The sequence below is a fragment of the Flavisphingomonas formosensis genome (genome assembly GCF_009755815.1).
Classification (GTDB): Bacteria; Pseudomonadota; Alphaproteobacteria; order Sphingomonadales; family Sphingomonadaceae; genus Flavisphingomonas; species Flavisphingomonas formosensis.
Window position 1 is genome coordinate 574,407 of sequence record NZ_WRPK01000002.1, and the last position, 17,266, is coordinate 591,672.

General features: G+C 67.5%; 14 protein-coding genes. 6 read left to right on the top strand and 8 right to left on the bottom strand.

Features of this window, described 5'->3' with window-relative positions:
- Positions 1–47: 47 nt before the first annotated feature.
- Together GQY20_RS08650 and GQY20_RS08655 are read right to left on the bottom strand one after the other, a co-directional pair.
- The gene (locus GQY20_RS08650; RefSeq protein WP_157216646.1) at positions 48–1,232 is read right to left on the bottom strand and encodes a CaiB/BaiF CoA transferase family protein; all 1,185 of its coding nucleotides are present in this window, start codon (positions 1,230–1,232) and stop codon (positions 48–50) included.
- Between the two features lie 33 nt (positions 1,233–1,265).
- Complete coding sequence (locus GQY20_RS08655; protein ID WP_198350879.1) at positions 1,266–2,246, bottom strand: LysR family transcriptional regulator; 981 nt, start codon at positions 2,244–2,246, stop codon at positions 1,266–1,268.
- A 106-nt stretch (positions 2,247–2,352) separates the two neighbouring features.
- Here GQY20_RS08655 and GQY20_RS08660 point away from each other — a divergent pair, with 106 nt between their 5' ends.
- Complete coding sequence (locus tag GQY20_RS08660; protein ID WP_198350880.1) at positions 2,353–3,162, top strand: sterol desaturase family protein; 810 nt, start codon at positions 2,353–2,355, stop codon at positions 3,160–3,162.
- 31 nt (positions 3,163–3,193) lie between these two features.
- Here the strand turns inward: GQY20_RS08660 and GQY20_RS08665 are convergent, their stop codons facing one another.
- Complete coding sequence (locus GQY20_RS08665) at positions 3,194–4,972, bottom strand: AcrB/AcrD/AcrF family protein (RefSeq protein WP_232475959.1); 1,779 nt, start codon at positions 4,970–4,972, stop codon at positions 3,194–3,196.
- Between the two features lie 96 nt (positions 4,973–5,068).
- Between GQY20_RS08665 and GQY20_RS08670 the strand changes: the two genes are divergently transcribed.
- From GQY20_RS08670 to GQY20_RS08680, 3 genes are read left to right on the top strand one after another with little or no spacing between them, the layout of a single operon-like run.
- Complete coding sequence (locus GQY20_RS08670) at positions 5,069–5,485, top strand: GtrA family protein (RefSeq protein WP_157216649.1); 417 nt, start codon at positions 5,069–5,071, stop codon at positions 5,483–5,485.
- Between the two features lie 54 nt (positions 5,486–5,539).
- Positions 5,540–6,502, top strand: coding sequence for a glycosyltransferase family 2 protein (locus GQY20_RS08675; RefSeq protein ID WP_157216650.1), 963 nt, complete (start codon positions 5,540–5,542; stop codon positions 6,500–6,502).
- Positions 6,503–7,249 (top strand): class I SAM-dependent methyltransferase, encoded by a 747-nt coding sequence (locus GQY20_RS08680; RefSeq protein WP_157216651.1) that lies wholly within the window; start codon positions 6,503–6,505, stop codon positions 7,247–7,249. It abuts the gene before it with no gap.
- Here GQY20_RS08680 and GQY20_RS08685 read toward each other — a convergent pair.
- Positions 7,165–8,784, bottom strand: a complete 1,620-nt coding sequence (locus GQY20_RS08685; protein ID WP_157216652.1) for a hypothetical protein — start codon at positions 8,782–8,784, stop codon at positions 7,165–7,167. The two genes, GQY20_RS08680 and GQY20_RS08685, sit on opposite strands and share 85 nt — an antisense overlap.
- Positions 8,785–8,903: 119 nt before the next feature.
- Between GQY20_RS08685 and GQY20_RS08690 the strand changes: the two genes are divergently transcribed.
- The gene (locus tag GQY20_RS08690; RefSeq protein ID WP_157216653.1) at positions 8,904–10,367 is read left to right on the top strand and encodes a hypothetical protein; all 1,464 of its coding nucleotides are present in this window, start codon (positions 8,904–8,906) and stop codon (positions 10,365–10,367) included.
- 39 nt (positions 10,368–10,406) lie between these two features.
- Here GQY20_RS08690 and GQY20_RS08695 read toward each other — a convergent pair whose 3' ends face one another.
- Genes GQY20_RS08695 through GQY20_RS08705 form a run of 3 tightly spaced genes read right to left on the bottom strand, consistent with a single transcriptional unit; the run spans position 10,407 to position 14,106 of the window.
- A complete protein-coding gene (locus GQY20_RS08695) occupies positions 10,407–12,161 on the bottom strand; it encodes a hypothetical protein (RefSeq protein WP_157216654.1) in 1,755 nt (584 codons plus the stop codon).
- A 5-nt stretch (positions 12,162–12,166) separates the two neighbouring features.
- Positions 12,167–12,568 (bottom strand): GtrA family protein, encoded by a 402-nt coding sequence (locus GQY20_RS08700; protein ID WP_157216655.1) that lies wholly within the window; start codon positions 12,566–12,568, stop codon positions 12,167–12,169.
- The gene (locus tag GQY20_RS08705; RefSeq protein WP_157216656.1) at positions 12,565–14,106 is read right to left on the bottom strand and encodes an NAD(P)/FAD-dependent oxidoreductase; all 1,542 of its coding nucleotides are present in this window, start codon (positions 14,104–14,106) and stop codon (positions 12,565–12,567) included. The genes GQY20_RS08700 and GQY20_RS08705 overlap by 4 nt, the downstream gene beginning before the upstream one ends.
- Positions 14,107–14,293: 187 nt before the next feature.
- On the opposite strand from GQY20_RS08705, the gene GQY20_RS08710 reads away from it, so the two are divergent.
- Entirely contained in the window at positions 14,294–15,922 is a 1,629-nt protein-coding gene (locus tag GQY20_RS08710; protein WP_232475960.1) for a glycosyltransferase family 39 protein, read from the top strand.
- A 67-nt stretch (positions 15,923–15,989) separates the two neighbouring features.
- Here the strand turns inward: GQY20_RS08710 and GQY20_RS08715 are convergent, their stop codons facing one another.
- On the bottom strand, positions 15,990–17,210 hold the full coding sequence (locus GQY20_RS08715) for an argininosuccinate synthase (RefSeq protein ID WP_157216657.1): 1,221 nt from the start codon (positions 17,208–17,210) through the stop codon (positions 15,990–15,992).
- Positions 17,211–17,266 lie beyond the last annotated feature (56 nt).

Genomic DNA, 17,266 nt, shown 5'->3' on the forward strand with positions numbered 1-17,266 from the left:
CGACAGCGGGGACCGCCGGGCAATGCCGCCGCAGCGATCGGCGCCGATCACACGATTTGCCGTTGGCGCAGGCCGGCGATGGCGGCGGGATCATAGCCGAGCTCGCCCAATATCTGGTCGGTATGCTCGCCGAGCAGCGGCGCGCGCGTGCGGATCGTGCCCGGTGTCTCGGAGAGGCGGAACGGCGTCTCGATCACCGGCGCGGGCCGCGCGGTGCCGGGAAAATCCATCGGCTTCAAGAAACCCATCGCCTGGACGTGCGGATCCTCCAGCACGTCCTGGGGCGAATAGAGCGGCGCGGCCGGCACGCGGGCGGCGTCGAGCGCGGCCATCACCTCGGCCAGCGTCCTGCCGTCGCACCAGGCCTGCATGCGATCGTTGAGGACATCGCCATTGGCGGCGCGCAGATCGTCATTGGCGAAGCGCGGATCGGCGAACCAGCCCTCCTCGCCCACCATCCGGCACCAGCGCTTGAACATCGGCTGCCCAGCGACCTGCATCAGCAGCCAGCCATCCTCGACGCGATAGAGATCGCAGGGGCCGGCCGCCGAGCCGCGATTGCCGACCGCGGTGCGGTTCGAGTTGAGCAGCGCCTGATCGATGATCATCGCATTGGTCATCACCAGCGCATTGGGCAGCAGGCCGGATTCGACGAGCTGGCCGCGCCCCGTGTCACGCTTGTGATAGAGCGCCATCATCGTGCCGATGGCGAGGTTCATCGCGGTCGCGAAATCGACATAGGGCACCACCGATCGCATCGGCTGCCCCGGCAGGCCGGAACGATAGACGCCGCCCGACATCACCTGACCGATGCCGTCGAACCCCACCCGATCGCTGTACGGCCCGCCGCTGCCGAAGGCGGTGGCGCGGGCGAGGATGATGTCGGGCTTGATCGCCCTCAGATCCTCATAGTCGAGCCCGTTCGCCTTCATCGCCGCATCCGGCATGTTGGCGATCACCACATCGGCGGTGGCGACCAGCCGGCGCATCACGTCGAGACCCTCGGGCGTGGTCGAATCGAGCGTCACCGACTTCTTGTTGCGGTTGCACTGGAGGAAGGTCGCGCCCTCCCCGCTGGCGGCGACCGGCTGCACCCAGCGATCCTCTCCGCCCTCGCGCTTCTCGACGCGGATGACGTCGGCGCCCATGTCGCCGAGGATCGCGCTGCACCAGGGCGCCGCGATGAACCGCCCGAAATCGAGCACCCTGATTCCACCGAGAACCTGATCCAAGCGCCGCCTCTCCCCTCTGCCTTCAACCGGATATCAGAGGGGATGGGCGTTTCGTATCGGGCGTGATTGTGCGGAGTGGTGGCTTGGCGTCTCTCGTCCGGTCGTATCGCCCGCGACATTCAGGCGCGCGCCCATCGCAGCCGAAATCGTGCGGGCATGGTCGAGCAGGCTTTGGGCGGGCCGCGAGAGGGAGCGGCCGACGCGGCGGACGAGGACGAACGGCGTGGTTGCCGGCAGGCCATCGTCGAACACCTGCAGAGATCGAACCCTATCGCCCGGCCCGATCAGCGCGGGCGACGAGAGGCACACCGCGTCGCAGCGCGCGATGGTGGCGATCAGCACGGCATAATCGTCGCACCGGATGGTGACTGGCATGCCGAGCAGCATGTCGGGTGCGCCTTCCTGCGCCACACCGAAATCCGCGCCGACGCTGGCGAGCGGAAAGGCGCGCAGATCGTCAAGCGCGACAGGGCCGCGACCGGCGAGCGGATGATCGGCCCGCACCAGCCAGGCGAGCGGGGCCTCGCCCAATGCGTCGCGTTCCAGCATCGGATCCCGTGGCGCTTGCACTTCGGCGCAGAAGAAGAATTCGATGGCGTCGCGCCGAAGCTGGGCGGCGAGATCGACGGCGCCGCGTACCATCGCGGCAAGCGTCAGCCCCGGCAGTTCGCGCGCCGCAGCCGCGAGCAGATCGGGCAACAGCAACGCGGCCGGAAGCGGGGCCGCGCCGAAACGGATATGGCCGAGATCGCCGCGCGCATGGGCCTGCATATTGTGCCGCAAGGCAGCGGCCTGGGCGAGAATCGCCGTGGCATCCCGCATCAGCAGCGCGCCGGCCGCCGTCAGGCTGCAGCCGCTGCGATGCCGCTCGACCAGGCGCAGCCCGAGTTCTTCCTCGAGCGTGCGGATGCTGCGGCTCAGCGCCGGCTGGGTGAGGTTGAGCTCCTCCGCAGCCGCGACGAAGCTCTGCCGCCGGGCGAGCGTGGCGAAATGACGAAGGGCCCGCAGATCCATCACATGATTGAAAGTTATGGATCGAAGCACGTCAATGCATTTTACCCCATGATTTGCGTGCGGTACCCCCTGGAGCAGGCGAGGACGACCGACGGGAGAGAGATCGATGCTGCACCAGATGTTTGTGTTCGCGCTGATATTCTGGGCCTTCATGCTGGCGGCCGAGCTGGTCGCGGGCCGGCATCGCGGCATCTATACGCCCCACGAATGGAAGGTGATGCTTTCCTCGCTCATCCTTACGATGGGCGTGACGCGACCGCTGGCGGGCGTGCTGGTCGCGACGCTGTTCGCTGCCGCGATGCCGCACTGGCGCGGCGCGTGGGCAGGCATGCCGCTGATCCCGGCCTTTCTGCTGATCGCGCTGACGTCGGAATTCGCCTTTTACTGGGTGCACCGGCTGTCGCACGAGGGCGCGGGGAAATATCCCCGGCTCGGCTGGCTGTGGAAGCTCCACCGCACCCATCATTCGGGCAAGCATCTGACGGTGATGACCAATTTCCGTCACAACCTGGCGTGGACCTTCATTCAGCCGCAGGCATGGATCTACGGCCTTGCCATCCATCTGGGACTCGGCGCCGCCGCCGGGCTGACCGCCGGCGTGCTGCTGGCGTGGAACGTGCTGACCCACGGCAATTTCCGCTGGGACGATGCGATCCGCCGCCATCCACGCGTCGGCAGGCTGTTCCGCCTGGCCGAGCATGTGCTGGTGTCCCCCGGCCTCCATCACACGCATCACGGCTATGGCCGGGACGGCGCCAGCTATCGCAACTATGCCGTGATGTTCTCGGCGTTCGACACGCTGTTCGGGACGCTGCACATCCCCGATGGCCGCCCGGCCCGCTACGGCCTGCCAGGGCCGAATGCGCCCTGGACCGAGGAGATCTTCTACCCGCTGGTGCGCAGCAGCCGGCGCTGAGAGGCTGTTTAAGGCGGATCCGGAAGATCGCTCAGCCCGTGATCCGCCAGAGCCTGAAGGGCGAGTTGGGCGGCAGGGGCATAGGCTGCAGCCAGGCCGGCACCTCGTCCCGCATCAGCTGCACATAGAAGCCGTTCTTCGCCTGCGCGGCGTAGATGGTGGATTCGGACATGCCGGGGCAGAGCAGCAGCAGCGTCGCATGGTGCTTCAGCATGATGCGATGTGCCGTCTCGGCATCGCCGCGAAAAGCGTGCTGCACGTCGAGGATCGCATCGCCGTTGCGGTGATAGGGGCCGGCAATCGCGCTGTGGTGAGTCGTCGCGATCAGCCGCGGGCCGAAATCGACGAAGGTGAAGATGGTCGCCGGGGGCAGCGCGGCGATCGGCCGAAGCGCGGCGAGCGTCGGACAGCGTCCGTTCGCCCGGTTCACCACGCGTCGCCCCTCGCTGACCGGTGGTTGCGGGACGAGTTTCAGGGTGAAGAACATGAACAGGCCGGAGACCAGCAGGAAGGCCGCCACAGTTCCGAACAGCCGGACGATCATCAGCCGGTGATCGAGCAGCCGGGGCAGCAGCATCCAGCCGAGCGCGGTGGCACCGGGCACGGCAAGGAGCTGCGCGCTCGGCCCGGCGCGGGTCTGCCAGAGCAGCATGCCGCAGGAGAAGATCGAGAAGAGCGCGGCCGCCGCCCAGGCGGCGAACCGCTCCGTATTCCTCGCGCGCCAGAGCGCGAGCAGGCTGCCCGCCACGCCCACCGCGGGCAGCGCGATGATCGGCAGCGCCGTTCGCCAGCCGTGCAGATACAGCGGCTTGGCCTCGCGGATATTGGAGAACCAGAGCTTTTGGAGCTCGGGCGACATATGCTCGGGCCGGCCGAGGCAATCCGGCCAGGCGAGCGCAAAACCGGCGGACAACAGCGCGCCGGCGGCGAAGGCGGCCGCAAAGCGCAGCCGCCGATCGGCGATCGTCAGCGAGGAGAGCAGCACGAGCAGGCCGCCGCCGCCCAGCGCGACCGAAAGCCAGACCGGCGTCAGCGCATCGCAACGCGGCGCGCGATTGTCGTAGCTGGCGAATAGCGCGAAGCCGACAGCGCAGCCGATGGCGAGGCTGGCGCCGTAGACGCGCAGCCGCACCGCCTCGTCCCCGGCGTTCCACACCCAGCGCAGCGCCAGCACGCCGGCGGCCAGAGCGGCATAAGGGAGGAATTCGAGCCCGATGACGAGCGAAAAGCTAGTCGCCAGCGCCACCGTCAGCGCGCCGCGGACCGGCTTCTCATCGGCAAGGCCCGCAAGAGTGAAGATCAGCGTCGCGAGCTGCCAGCCATGATGATCGATCCGGAGCGGCATCCACATCAGCAGCGCCGCCTGCGCGCAGGCGAGGATCGCCATGGCGAGGACATAGGATTCGCGATCGACGAGCCGGCGGACCGCCACCGCAAGCCCGAACATCGCACCGCCGAGCGAGAGCAGCGGGGCGATCGCGACGGCGGCCTTGTCCGCCGCGAACGTGCCCACGAACGGCTTCAGCAGCAGGATCAGCCCGGCGATCGGCAGATCGACGAGGCGCGACCAGTGGATGCTCGCGCCCAACGGCGGATCCAGCCGATACTGGCGCAAATCATACCAGCCCTGGCCGTTCAGCCAGGCCTGCACCTGGGCGAAGCGGATATTGTCGTCCGTGTCGCCGAGCGCGAACCAGACGATGCCGTTCCACTTGTAATAGACCAGGAAGGCGCAGCCGAGCAGCCACAGCGCCAGCATCCAGAGCTTCCACGAATCGTGCGCGGGCTTCCCCTCAGCTGGTTCGTTCAACGGTTACCGCCCACGCACTATTCCCTTATCGTCCGCCGGGCATTACTGCGCCCGCGGTAAAGGGCAAGTGAAACACCGGGACAGACAAAGGATCATATGGCGGAGATGACCGAGGCCTGGGCGGCGCGGCGCGCACTCTTCGGGCAACTCGTCCGCTACGGATTGACCGGCGGGCTGGCGACGATCGTCAACATCGCGGTCTATCAGGTCGGCGCGAGCCATTATCGGCTGGATCCCAACCTGGCCTGGACGCTGGGATTTCTCGGGGCGGTGCTGGTCGGCTATGTCGTGCACAGCCACTGGAGCTTTCGCGGCCATGGCCGGCGCGGCAATCTGGTGCGCACCGGCGGGCGCTTCTTCGTCGTCTCGCTGGTGAGCTTCGCGCTCAACAGCCTGTGGGTCTGGCTGCTCGTCAAGGCGATGCACTGGCCGACCTGGTCGCCCTATCCGCTGGTGCTCGGCGTCACGCCGCTCGCGGTTTTCTGGCTGAATCGCCAATGGGTTTTCGACTGAGCGTGAGCAGGATGTTAATCATGCAGCGCGATAGGCTATCCCGGAAAGAGAGATATGCCGGATAAAAACCGTCCACTGCTGTCGGTGATCGTTCCCGTCAAGGACGAGGAAGCCGCCATCGCCCCTTTCGTCGCGCGCGTGACGAAGGTGCTGGACGAGCTGCGCGACGGACGGTCCCGCGCGGCCTGGGAGATCCTCTTCATCGACGACGGCAGCCAGGATTCGACGCTGGCGGCGATCCATGCCGCGCATCGCGCAGATCCGCGCATTCGCGCCCTCTCCCTCTCGCGCAACTTCGGCAAGGAGGCGGCGCTTTCGGCCGGAATCGATCATGCCGCCGGACAGGCGGTGGTACCGATCGACGTCGATCTGCAGGATCCGCCCGAGGTGATCGGTGAAATGCTGGACCAGTGGCGCGAGGGCTATGACGTCGTCTACGGCGTGCGCCGCAACCGCATGTCGGACAGCCTTCCCAAGCGGATGACGGCGGACCTCTATTACCGCGCGCACAATTGGCTTTCGGCAGACAAGATCCCGGAGCATGCCGGCGACTTCCGCCTGCTCGACCGCAAGGTGGTCGACGTCATCAAGCTGATGCCGGAGCGCAACCGCTTCATGAAGGGGCTGTTCGCCTGGTCCGGCTTCCGCCAGGCGGCGGTGGAATATGACCGGGTCGAGCGCGAGGTGGGCGAGACCAAGTTCAACTATTGGAAGCTGTGGACGCTGGCGATCGACGGCATCACCTCGGCCTCCACCGTTCCCTTGCGGGTGTGGAGCTATATCGGTGGCTGCATCGCACTGCTCGGCCTCGCTTATGCGGCGTTCATCGCGCTGCGTACCATCTTCTACGGCATCGAGGTCGCGGGCTATGCTTCGATGATGGTCGCCATCCTGTTTTTCGGCGGCCTGCAGCTGCTCTCGCTCGGCGTGCTCGGCGAATATGTCGGGCGCATCCTCGTCGAGGTGAAGCACAGGCCCATCTATGTCGTGCGCGAACGGATCGGAGTGGAAGAATAGATGGATCGGGCGGTCTATGACCGGATGGCGGAGATCGACGGTGAGCATTGGTGGTTCACCGCGCGGCGGGAGATCATCGCCAATCTTATCCAGCGGCAGGCACCGCTGAAGCCGGGCGCGCGCATCCTCGAAGTGGGTGCGGGCACCGGATCGAACATCGCGCTGCTGCAGCGTTTCGGCCGGGTCGACGCGATCGAACCGGACGATGCGGCGCGCGCGCTGGCGTCGCGGCGCACCGGCGTCGCGGTGAAGGGCGGGCTGCTGCCCGACGGCGTGGAGTTGGAGGACGGCGCCTACGACCTGATCGTGCTGCTGGACGTGCTGGAGCATATTCCCGGCGACCGCGAGGCGCTGGCCGCTCTGCGCGCCAAGCTGGCGCCGGGCGGGCGACTGCTCGTCACCGTGCCGGCCATGCCCTGGCTGTGGAGCGCGCACGATGCCGCGCATCACCATCAGCGCCGCTACACCTTCGCCGGGCTCAAGGCGGTGTTCGAGCAGGCGGGCTTCCGCATCCGCTACCGCAGCCACTTCAACACCGTGCTGTTCCCGCTGATCGCGGCGGCGCGCGCGGTGGGCAGGCTCACCGGGCGCGAGGGCGGCGACGATGCCATGCCGCCACGCCCCGTAAATGCGATCCTATCCGGCCTGTTCGGCGCCGAGCGTCACTGGGTCGGGCGGGGATCGCTGCCGTTCGGCGTGTCGCTGGCCGTGGTGGCGGAACCGGGCTTGCCGGGCACGACCCGGTAGAGCGCGCCGTTGCCGGTGGGGCCGCCGTCCCACACCTTCACCATGTCGGCGGGATCGTCCGGCCAGCGCCAATAGGGCAGGTCCATCATCCAGACATAATCGAAGGCGTTGCGGGGAAACTCGTTCAGCGCCTCGTCCAGCGACAGTCGCCCGCGGAAGCGGCAACCGGGCGCGCGGACCAGCTCGGTCGGATCGCTGGTGAAATTGCGGCCGCCTTCGCGATAGATCACGCGCAGCAGCTGGGCGCCCGGCATCTCCCACTGATCGTTCACGAACGCTTCGCGCCGGGCGAGCGCATAGCCGCCGAGATGATCCATGCGCGAGAGGGCCCAAGGCATGCCGCAGGTCTTCTCGATCAGCGCCAGCACCCGCGAACCGCGCGGAATATGATCGAGCGCCTCGAGCTGGCGATCGACATCGCGGCCATAGTCATGGGCGCTGATCGTGCCGGTGAGGATACGCAGCAGGAAGAAGGTGGTCCCGGCCGCGGCCAGCAGGTTGAGCCCGCGTCGCTTCAATTCTCCCGGGGTCAGCGCGACGAGCGCGATCGCGACGACATAGGGTGCGAGACGCATGTCGGCATAGGCCGATCCGAACAGCACCCGCGGCAGCGCCCAATAGGCGGCGAACAGGATCAGCGAGGCGACGCCCAGTGTCATGTTGATGCCGATGCGATAGCCCGCCGCGGCCGCGATGATCAGGAGGAACAGAATAGAGGCGCTGATCAGGTCATAGGCCATCCAGCGTTCGCGCAGGATGCTGCCGAGCCAGAGCAGCTTGGCCTGCCAGTTCATCCAGTCTCCGGTGCCCCCCGATCCGTCGCTGCGCCAGACGACCATCAGCAGCACCGGCGGCGCCAGCGGCAGGCACTGGATGCCGGCGTGGAAGACCGCGGGGACGATCTTGCGGCCAGCCGCGCGGGCGCGCACGATCTCTGCCGAAAAGGCGAGCAGGCCGAGCACGCCCCAGCCGAAGCCATGCGCCAGCCAGATCGCGCCGCCGAGCGGCACGAACAGCATCGCGCGCAGCCGCAGCCGGCCGAGCCGGGCCAGCCGCAGCCATAGGCCGAAAGCGGCGAGCGCCCACGCCATGGACAAGGCGAAGTTGACGAAGCCGAACTGGACCGGGAAGCAATAAGCCAGCGGCAGCGCGAAGATCGCGGTGGGCGGCACGCGGCCATGCACTTCGCGCGCGATCAGCAGCAGGCCGAAGACGGTGGTGGCCGGGATCGAGAGCACCACCAGCTTCACCGCCGGTTCCAGCCCGAGCAGCGGGGCCAGCGCCTCGACCAGCAGGTCGACGCCGAGATTGCCCATCACCGCCCAGCGGAAATCGAAATAGTGCCAGAGATGGTCGGACGTGCCGAGATCGAGCTGGACGCGATAGCGGCCGATATGACCCGGCAGATCGATCAGCGGCGGCATGGTGGGCAGCAGCAGCGGCACCAGCGACAGCAGCACGAGGCCGATCGCGAACCCCCGCGTGGTCCACCATCCGGATGGCGCAGTCTGCGGAAACGGGGCCTTGCGAAGCATCGCGCCCCTTATTCCGGGGAAGCGGCCTCCGGCAAGGGGCATGCGATGCGGGGAAGGCGATGCCGGTTCACAGCGGCGGCGATTATTCCTATCCTCGCCGCAAAGGAGATCGGGGGGCAATGACGCAAGGCAGTCTGGCGAGACGTCGCGAAGCGACGGCCGATGACGCGTGGCAACCCTCGGCGAGGATCATCGTCGGCACGCTCCTGCTGGTGGCGTTGGCGCTGCGGATCGCGGCGGCCCGCGGCGGGCTGTGGCTGGACGAAGCCTGGTCAGCCCGTTTCGCGCATGATGCGCGCACGCCGGCCGCCGTGTTCTTCTCGATCAACCACGACAACAACCATTATCTCAACACGCTATGGCTCCAGCTGGTCGGCTGGGACAGCCCGCCGCTGCTGGCCCGCGCGCTCGCGATCGCCTGCGGCACGGCAAGCGTCGCGGCCGCCGCATGGATCGGCGCGCGGCGCAGCCCGCATCAGGCGATCATCCTCGCGCTGCTGTTCGCGATCAGCCCGATCATGCTCACCTACGGCGCGGAAGCGCGCGGTTATGGCCCGATGCTGCTGGCGCTGCTGATCGCGATCGGCGTGGTCGACCGGGACGTCTCCGGCCGCCCACTGCCCGGCGCCGGGCGCATGCTGGGTTATGCCGGCCTCTTCGGCATGCTCGCCCATCTCGCCATGCTTCCCGGGCTGCTCGCGCTGACCGCCTGGGCGCTGGTTGCCCGGCTGAACCAACGCCTGCCGCTGCCGGCGGCGATCGCAGGGGCGCTGCGGCTGATGCAGGGCGCCCTGGCCGCGGCGATCGGCCTGCTGGCGGTCATGATCCTAGCGGCCCGCGCGAGCCCGGCCGGCTATCGGATCGGCAGCTACCAGCCCTTCTACCTGCCCAAGCTGCTGGACGGGCTGGAGCAGATGATCGCCTTCAGCTTCGGCCTCGGCTTCGTGCCGGACACGCTGCTGCTCGTCGCAGCGGCGATCGCGTTGCCGCTGGCCCTGTGGCGTGTGCCGGCGATACGCGATCGCGCGCCCTTCCTGATCCTCGCCATCTATGCGCTGCCGCTGGCGGCCCTGTTCCTAAGGCTCGGCAACAGCGGTATCCCGCGCTATTATCTCATCGTTTCCGTGGCGCTGCTGCTGCTGGCCGGCGAGCTGCTCGCCGCCGCATGGCGCGCCGGCGGCTGGCGCCGCACGATCGCGGCCGCGGCGCTGGCGGGCTTCACGCTGACCAGCATCGCCCTGGACGCGCGGATCATCGCCGGCCGCCGCGGCGATCCCGACCGCGCGATCGCGGCGATGGCCGCGCGGGCGCCCCAGGGCGGCAGCGTGCTGATCGACGATTCGCGCGACGAAGCCGTGCTCGCCGCCGCGGCCGCGCGGCTGCGCTACCCCCTTGCCGTGTCGCAGCGGGAATGCGCGCGCCCGCGCTTCCTGTTCAAGGAAATGGACGACGTCGTCCCCTTCCCGCCACGCCCGATCCGCTGCGGCACTCCCTACCGGCGGCTCGCGAGCGGCCATTCCATCGGCCTGTCGGGCGTGAACTGGCAGTTATACGAACGGGAGAGCAAGCTGGGCGACATGTGAAGCGCGCAGCTTTGCTCGACGCCTTTACGGGCGCATCGTTCAACGCCGCAGCTTCCAGATCGCGAATTTCGAATCGCCGGCAATTCGCACCGGCTCCAGCCACGCCGGCGTGCGGCCGGCCCGCAGGTGCGACCAGAGGCCGTCGGGCGCATAGCGCGCGTAGACATCCATCTCCGCGAGATCCGGACACACGACGATATAGTCGATGCGGTGGCGCAACAGGATGGCGTGCGCCTCCTCGTCGCCGCCGGTGAAGGTCTGAAGGACGTCCCTGATGCCGGCCTGGTTGCGATGGTGGCCGCTGGCGACGACGCTGTGGGGCGTCTCGTGCAATACCCCGGGAGCAATGTCGATATCGGTGAGCAGCGCCGACGGCGGCAGAGAGTTCAGCAGGCGGATATGCTCCATCGTCGAGCAGCCCTCCCCTCGCGGCGCCTTATCCTGAGGCCTTGCGACGGCGCCGAACACGCCGACATAGGCGAGTGCCAATGTCGGCGGCGCGAGCGCCAGAAGGGCCAGCACCGATCCGAAAACGCGCACCAGCGCGGAGCTGGCCGACTGTGCCCGCACGAGCAGCGGCATCAGCAGCGCCGTCGCGCCGACGACGGAGAGGGCATTGGCGACCGCCCCGGCACGCTGGACGAGCAGGGTGACGATCGCTGCCGCGACCAGCAGCGCGCCATAGTTGATCCAGAGCGGACGCGTCTCGGGCGTCGCGTTTCGCCAGCCGAACCAGCTTCCTGCCATCGCAATCAGCGGAAAGCCGATACCGGATACGATGAGATCCGGTGCCTGACGCCAGAGCGGCAAACCTTCGAGCACATGATCGTACCAGAGCGTGCGGACCAGGGGATCGAGTTCGCCGAAGGCGTCGAGCCCGCATCGCGGCGCGGCCAGACGATAGACCGCGGCAGCGGCGATCGCCGCGAGGCCAAGCGCGGCGATCCGCGAAGCGAAGCGGCGCGCGGCGAGAGGCAAGGTGGCGAGCACGCAGCCGATCGCCGCCACGGCGAAGACGGCAAGCTGCGCCGGAGAAATTGCATCGCAATGCACCGCCTGCCATGCCGGCAGCTCGTGGGTGGCGGCGAACAGCAGCAGACTGGCGCCGGCGAAGGCGAGGATGAAGCACCGGAACCGCTCGGTTTCGGCAGCCGGGTCGAAAAGCCAGCGCGCCGCAAAGAGGCCTGCGACGGCGACCGAGAACGGCAATCCTTCGAGCGATATCTGCAGCCACAGCGCGAGCAGCAGTCCGCCCGCCAGGCCCGAACGGCGGGGCCGGTCATCGAAAGTCGCCAGCACGGCGGCAAGCGCCAGAGCGATCTGCCAGCCATGATGATCGACGCGCAGCGGACGGATCTGCATCAGCACCGTGGGCGCGGTCGGCACCAGCAACGCGGCCAGCAACCCCGCTTCCGCGCCGATCAAACGCCGCACGATGAGCGCGACGAGCAGCATCACCACGCCGAGCGTGAGGAGCGGCACGATCACCGCGGCAACCATCTCCGCCTGCGCCGCGCCGAGCAGCGGCCTTGCCAGCAGGATCACCGCCGCGATCGGCAGATCCACGAGACGCGACCAGTGCATCGGCGCGCCGCCCGGCGGGTTCATGCGATATTGGGTGACGTCGAACCAACTCTGCCCGCCGACGAAATCGCGTACTTCCTGCAGGCGCAGCACATCGTCCGGATCCGGATAGACCGCATGCTGGATCGACTGCCAACCGACGACCAGCATGATCGCACAGGCCAGAAGCCACGCGGCCAGCAGGGCCGTAACGAAGCGGCGGGCGCGCATCCCCGTCACACGAAGACGATGTGGCGGCGAATGAGCCAGGTCGCCTGGAAGCTGATCGCGATCGCCACGATCTTGGCGACGCGCGGATCAAGCCCGAAGGCCGCACCCGACCCGACGATCGCAGTGGTAATGAGCAGCCCGACGAGGGCCGAAAGCACAAACATCGCCTGCTGCCGCCGGCGTGCGGGGCCGTGCCGGGCAACGGCATCTGCGAAGACCGTCCGGCTCGAAAGCGCCCAATGCGCCAGGATACCGGCGGCATAACCGATGGCCGACGCCGGGACTGCGCCGACGCCGAGCGCGATCAAACCGCTGAGCAGCACGAAATCAAGTGCGAGCGCGCCTCCGCTCGCCAGCACGTAGCGCATGTAGCGCGGCGCGCGCACGCCCCGCAGCCGAGCGATCATGCGGCGTCGAGCCGCAGCGGAACGGCACGTTCCGAACCGAGCGCCGCGCGCGCATCCGCGCTCACCGTGCCGTGATCCTGCCCTTCCTCACCGGCTTCGTGATATTCGGCGTCCTCATTGACCTGCCACACATCATATTTGCGATGGCCGGCCTCGATGTTGCGGACGGTGAGCATCGCCGTCATCATCGCATGATCCTGGTTGTTGTAGCGATGCATGCCGTTGCGGCCGACCAAGTGGAGCGTCGGGTAACGGTCCTCCAACTCGGCGCGCATCATCGCGACATTGCTGCGATACCGGTCGTCATAGACCGGATAGGCCTTTTCCTGCCGCACGACGCGGCCACCGACCACGGTCGCCGGATCGCACAGGCCGAGCGTCGCCAGCTCGCGCGTCGCCAGCGCGACGAGATCCTCGTCCGAGGAGGACCAGAGACCATCGCCTTCGAAGCAGAAATATTCGAGCCCGACGCAGGCCAGATCCGGATCCGGCACCATCTCGGGCGACCAGCTGCGGAAATTCTGCACGCGGCCGACCTTCACGCGCGGATCATGGATGTAGATCCAATTGTCCGGAAACAGGTCCTCCGAACGCACCATCAGCGCGACGGTCAGGAAATCGCGATATTTGAGGTCGATCGCTTCCGGCATCGTCGCCGGCAGCGGATGGATACGGCCCGCCAGCTCGCGCATCGGGGCGGAGGAAATCACATGGCGCGCGCTGATCGTCACCGTCTCGCCTGCCGGGCCGGTCGCGGCGACGCGCCAGCGGCCGAGCGCTTCGTCGTGCGAAAGCTGCTGCAGCGCATGGCCCATCAGCACGCGGTTGCCGCCTTCCACGACCCGGTCGCGCGCGGCTTCCCACATCATGCCCGGGCCCTTGCGCGGATAGCGGAAGGTTTCGAGCAGGGTCTTGGTCTGCATCCCGTCATTGGGCTTCTTGTTGAGCCCGAAGGAGCGCTTGAGCCCATCGAGCACGGCGGCGCCGAGGCTGAGCCCCTTGATGCGCTGTGCCGCCCAGTCGGCCGACATCTCGTCGCACGGCATGCCCCACACCTTTTCGGTATAGGTCTTGAAGAAGATCGAGAAGAGCTTGTGGCCGAACTGGTTGACCACCCACTGCTCGAAGCTGCGCGGGTCCTTGTGGGGGAAGAGCTTCCAGCGGAAATAGGAGGCCATGCAATGGGCGGAGCGCATCAGGCCGAGATTCCACAGCGCCTCGAACGCGCGCAGCGGATAGCTGTAGAACTTCCCCTCATAATAGATGCGGCTCATCCGCGGGCGCTGGATGAAATCGTCCGGCAGGATCTCGTCCCAGAGATCCACGACCTCCTGGGATTTGGAGAAAAAACGGTGGCCGCCGATGTCGAAGCGGAACCCCCCATATTCGACCGTCCGGCTGATCCCGCCGACATAGACGGGATCCTTCTCGATCACCGTGACGCTATAACCCTTTTTGGTGAGCTGATAGGCGGCGGTGAGCCCCGCCGGACCGGCACCGATGATCGCAACGTCGACCGCATTGCCGCCACGCGCCATAGCTTCGTTCCTTTCGGCATCCATGGCGCCGCAATGCGGTGAGAGCGGCTAAAGAGTGGTTAACTGTGTTGGTAACACATGATCCGGGCGCGGGCGCAGGGCGCTCTGCGCGAAAAGGGGGTGAATTCGCAGCGTGCATTAGATAACGCCGCGCCAAACGCCCGACCCTCCGGCGCCGGGCATCGCCGTGGAGTACCGACCTATCACCGAGTCGCGCATCCGCGAGCGCCGCGCCCTTCCCGGGGCGATCGCGCTCCTGTTCCTCGCTGCCGGCCTGTTCCGGCTCCTCGGCACGCTGCACAAGCCCTATTGGCTCGACGAAGCCTATAGCGCCTATGCGGCGGACCATGGCTGGGCCTTTCTGTGGTCGGTCGTGCCGCGCTACGAGACGCACCCGCCCTTCTATTATTCGCTGCTGCACGCCTGGAACCTCGTCTGGGGCAATTCGCTGCTCGCGTCGCGCGCGATGAGCGCCTTTTGCGGGCTCATGACGCTGCCGGCGCTGGCCTGCGCCGCCCGGGAGCTGGTCCGCTATCTCAACGTCGATCGCCAGCGGGGTTGGCGGATCGTCACCGTCGCCCTGCTGATCGCGGCGCTCTCGCCGCCGCTGATCGCGATGTCGCGCGAGGTGCGGCCCTATCCGGTGATGATCCTGGTCTATGCCATATCGATCTGGGGCCTGATCCGGCTCGCACGCGAGGCGCGCGACGGCGGGCCGCTCAGGACATCCTCGCTCACGCTCTTCTTCGGCGGCGAGGCACTGATGCTCTGGCTGCACAATCTGGGGCCGCTCTACGGCTTCAGCCTCAGCCTCGCGCTGCTCGTCCAGCTGCTCGGCCAGCCGATCGGCCGCCGGGACTGGCTCCGCACGATCGCGGCGCAGATCGTCACCGGGCTCGTCTACCTGCCGGGCTTCCTGATCCTGGTCGACCAGGCACCGACCTGGATCCATTCGACGTGGCTGCGGCTCGAACCCTCGGCGCTGCCATGGCAGATCTGCTATCTCTACCATGCCGGCAGCCCGATCGGGGCGCTGTTCGCCATCGGCCTCGGCCTGGGGGGCTGCGTCGCGCTCGCCAGGGCGCCTTCCGGCGTGCGGCTTGCGGCCGGATTGCTGATCGCGGCGCTGCTGCCGACCATCCTTTCGCTGGCGATCACCCTCACCGTCTCGCCGGTCTTCATCGTGCGCACGATGACGCCGGCCGCCGTTCCGGCGATCCTGATCTTCGCGGCCGGTTTCGCGATCCGGCGCTGGTTCTGGACGGCAGCGGCGCTCGTCGCGGCGATGGCGATGCAGCAGCTCATCTACGACGTCGATCAGCTTCGCCGCCCGCCCGACCAGAATTGGTACGGCACGATTCGCTGGCTGCAGCCGCAATGGCACGCGGGCGACGAGCTCTGGGCCTATCCGAACGAGGGCGCCTTGCCCTTCGGCTATGCCGCGCGCGATCTCGGCTTCAAGGTCGTACCACGATCGGTGCCGACAGTAGTGCCGACGCTGGTCCCGATCGAGGGCGCCTGGCATCCGACCGGCAGCCGCGGCGTCGTCTCCCTGCCGCGGGCGAAGCTGCACGCCATCGCCACCACGCCACAGGCGGAGGCGGTGCCGACGATCTGGCTGCTGCGCCTCGGTGCCGGGACCTATGACCCGGGCGACGTGCTGCTCAACGAGCTGCTCGCCCGACGCCAGATGGTGTCGCGCTGGACAAGCGGGCCGATCGACATCATCGGGCTCAGGCGCCGCGACGTGACGTTGCCGACGGTGCCGCCGGCCGTGCCGAAGAATCCCAAACCCTCCGACGCGTCATCCCCGTGAAAGCTGGGATCACCCTCGACCACGAGCCGGGTGCCCTTTTTGACACCCGTTCCGGAGCGGCTCTTCGTCAGCGGCCGTCGCGGCGGCCGAGCAGGCGCAGGCGCAGCGCGTTGAGCTTGATGAAGCCTTCCGCGTCGCGCTGATCGTAGGCGCCGGCATCGTCCTCGAAGGTGACGACCTTCTCCGAATAGAGGCTGTCGGGCGACTTGCGGCCGACCACCCAGGGCGTGCCCTTGTAGAGCTTCAGGCGGACGGTGCCGTTCACCCGCGTCTGCGAATGATCGATCGCGGCCTGCAGCATCTCGCGCTCGGGCGAGAACCAGAAGCCGTTATAGACCAGCTCGGCATAGCGCGGACCGAGCTCATCCTTGAGATGCGCGGCGCCGCGATCGAGCGTCAGCTGTTCGATCGCGCGGTGGGCGACGTGCAGGATGGTGCCGCCCGGCGTTTCGTACATGCCGCGCGACTTCATGCCGACGAAGCGGTTCTCGACCAGGTCGAGGCGGCCGATGCCGTGGGTGCGGCCCAGTTCGTTGAGCTTCGCCAGCAGCTTGGCAGGCGAGAGCGGCTCGCCATCGACGGCGACGGCATCGCCCTTCTCGAAATCGACGGTGATATATTGCGGCGTATCCGGCGCCTGCTCGGGGCTGACGGTGCGCGAGAAGACATAGTCGGGCACCTCGGTCCACGGATCCTCGAGCACCTTGCCCTCGGACGAGGTATGCAGGAGGTTTGCGTCGGTCGAGAAGGGTGCCTCGCCGCGCTTGTCCTTCGACACCGGGATCTGGTGGGCCTCGGCGAATTCGATCAGCTTGGTGCGGCTGGTGAGATCCCATTCGCGCCAGGGTGCGATCACCTTGATGTCCGGCGCCAGGCCATAATAGCCGAGCTCGAAACGGACCTGGTCATTACCCTTGCCGGTGGCGCCATGGCTGACCGCATCGGCGCCGAGCTGGCGGGCGATCTCGATCTGGCGCTTGGCGATCAGCGGGCGCGCGATCGAAGTGCCGAGCAGATAGAGCCCCTCGTAGAGGGCATTGGCGCGCATCATCGGGAACACATAGTCGCGGACGAACTCTTCCTTGAGGTCGTCGATGAAGATGTGCTCGGGCTTCACGCCCATCAATTCGGCCTTGGCGCGGGCGGGCTCGAGCTCCTCGCCCTGACCGAGATCGGCCGTGAAAGTGACGACCTCGCAATTATAGGTCTGCTGCAGCCACTTCAGGATCACGCTGGTGTCGAGCCCGCCCGAGAAGGCCAGCACAACCCGCTTGATATCCTGCGTCATTCCGATCCTCCGATGAAAGCCCGTCCGCCGGGCGGCTGCGCCATGCCACCGAGCGT